The organism is Armatimonas sp., assembly GCF_043760365.1.
GTDB lineage: Bacteria > Armatimonadota > Armatimonadia > Armatimonadales > Armatimonadaceae > Armatimonas.
Genome location: NZ_JAYUPA010000392.1, coordinates 1 through 1,794 on the forward strand (window position 1 = coordinate 1; position 1,794 = coordinate 1,794).

The following is a 1,794-nucleotide window of genomic DNA, read 5'->3' on the forward strand; positions in this document are numbered from 1 at the left end:
CAGACAGTGGCGTGTCGTGGACTCATCGTAGGGCCGTCCCAGGCTTCCGTGCGCGTAATCCTGCTGCCCGGGGGTCGTGTGCCACTTTTTCTGGTTGGGAAAGTAGCTCTGGAAAATCTCCGCACTCCCCTGCTCCAAAAGCGCTAGAAATGTCATCCCCGTCTTGCCCGAGCCCAGCGCAAACGCCAGCGGCACGGTCGGCGTCCCTGGTTTCTTCGCCATTTTCACGGCGAGACCCGCGCCTTCTTGCGTCAGTGCGATCCCGCCGGGTGTGACTCCCAGCCCCGGAGCCAGTAGCCCCAGCGCCGCTGGTGTGGCATCGTGGAGCGTGCTCATGTGCCGAGATTTCTGGTGGCTTGTAAACTCCACCGCGTGGCAGGGCTGGCAGGCCGCATTGCCCACAAACTCGGAATAGATCGCCTCCGGGCCAAGAGCTACCGACACCGGTCTCTGGCGCACACAGGCAGCCATCACCAGTAAGACAACCGGCAATAACAGGGCGCACAGCCCACGCAGTGTGTTTCTCATGGCTCGTTCTGAGAGTTTACCACCTGCGCATAGGGTACTCTCTCTGGCATGAATATCGCAGACCTCAATGAACTCGCCGGTCGTCGCTACCCGGCGCAGCGCTGGACACGTAACTTAGTGGGTGGCATGTCTCCGGTGCAGTGTGAGAACTTTGCCCTGGGCTATGTCGTGCTGGAGCCGGGCGGCGGGCAGGTTCCCTGGCACAACCAGGGACAAGAGGAAGTGTATTTTATTGTCGAGGGCGAGGGGGAGATGTGCCTAGGCGAGGAGCGGCAAGCCGTGAAGTCAGGCCAGTGCGTCTACATCCCTCCGACCGTCTTCCATCAGCTCACGAACACGGGCAGCACTCCCCTGGTGATGCTCTACGCCTACGGCCCAGCGGGCGATGTGGCGCACTGGAAGCAGGAGCTAGAGGGCACCCTCCCCCGCGCAGGAATAGATGTCCCTGCGCTCCCCGAGGGCGCCGCCCCGCAGTGTGTCTCGCCCCCATGAACGTGTCGCCCCCATGAACGGGGGCGTCTTATTGACGGCTTCGCCGACACGAAGGGCGTGCCGCCCCTATTTTAGGGAATTAGATTTCTTCGTCGTCGTAGGTGGTCTGGTTGGCGTGGTGCTCTTTCTGCTTTTGGACATAGGCGATAGCGGCAGATTGGTGATCTGGACTGAGGGAAAACGCTGCATAGCCAGGCTCCCAAGCGAAGAATCGCGTAGTGCCAAGGTGGTTGCGTATTGTTGACGACGAGCCGCCTTTGACCTGATTGAGCAAGCGGGCGATAGTCAGTGTCGTGGGAATCGTAACGATCATATGGACGTGATCTGGCATTCCACCGATTGCCAGCACCTCACAACCCAGTCGGGTTGCTTCGGCAGAGATGGCATGGTAGGCAACACGCTCTAAATCGTCTGTAATCAGGGGGCGGCGCTCATGCGTCGCCCAAACAAGATGTAAACCAATAACCAGCTTATTACGGCGCTGGCACCGATAGTCTTCTTTCACACTCCTAAAACGGGTGCGAACCCCCAAATCTTATAAAATCCAAGAATTTATTTTTCTGCATGGGCGGCACGCCCTTCGTGTCGGCGAAGCCGTCAATAAGACGCCCCCGTTCATGGGGGCGACACGTTCATGGGGGCGACACGTTCATGAGGGCGAGCTACAGCTCCGTGTACTTCTTGGAGCTTCCTCGCGCCTTCTCCACCGGGTACTTTTCCTCATTGCGTGCCATCTTCGCCGCAAACGCTGTGTCTAGCTCAATGCCCAGATCG

2 protein-coding genes and 1 pseudogene are annotated in these 1,794 nt (G+C 59.3%); 1 reads left to right on the forward strand and 2 read right to left on the reverse strand.

What is annotated here, in order from left to right:
* A pseudogene (locus ACH2EH_RS09355) lies at window positions 1-528 on the reverse strand (hypothetical protein); the annotation flags it as partial.
* 48 nt (window positions 529-576) lie between these two features.
* Here ACH2EH_RS09355 and ACH2EH_RS09360 point away from each other — a divergent pair.
* Window positions 577-1,020 carry a dimethylsulfonioproprionate lyase family protein gene (locus ACH2EH_RS09360; RefSeq protein WP_395141049.1) on the forward strand — a complete coding sequence of 148 codons (444 nt, stop codon included), beginning with the start codon at window positions 577-579 and terminating at the stop codon, window positions 1,018-1,020.
* A gap of 79 nt (window positions 1,021-1,099) precedes the next feature.
* Here the strand turns inward: ACH2EH_RS09360 and tnpA are convergent, their stop codons facing one another.
* Window positions 1,100-1,525, reverse strand: a complete 426-nt coding sequence (gene tnpA / locus ACH2EH_RS09365) for an IS200/IS605 family transposase (protein ID WP_395141051.1) — start codon at window positions 1,523-1,525, stop codon at window positions 1,100-1,102.
* Window positions 1,526-1,794 lie beyond the last annotated feature (269 nt).

What these genes read in the sequence shown, in the direction of transcription:
- ACH2EH_RS09360 (WP_395141049.1), top strand. Translation starts at nt 577, where the DNA reads ATGAATATCGCAGACCTCAATGAACTCGCCGGTCGTCGCTACCCGGCG.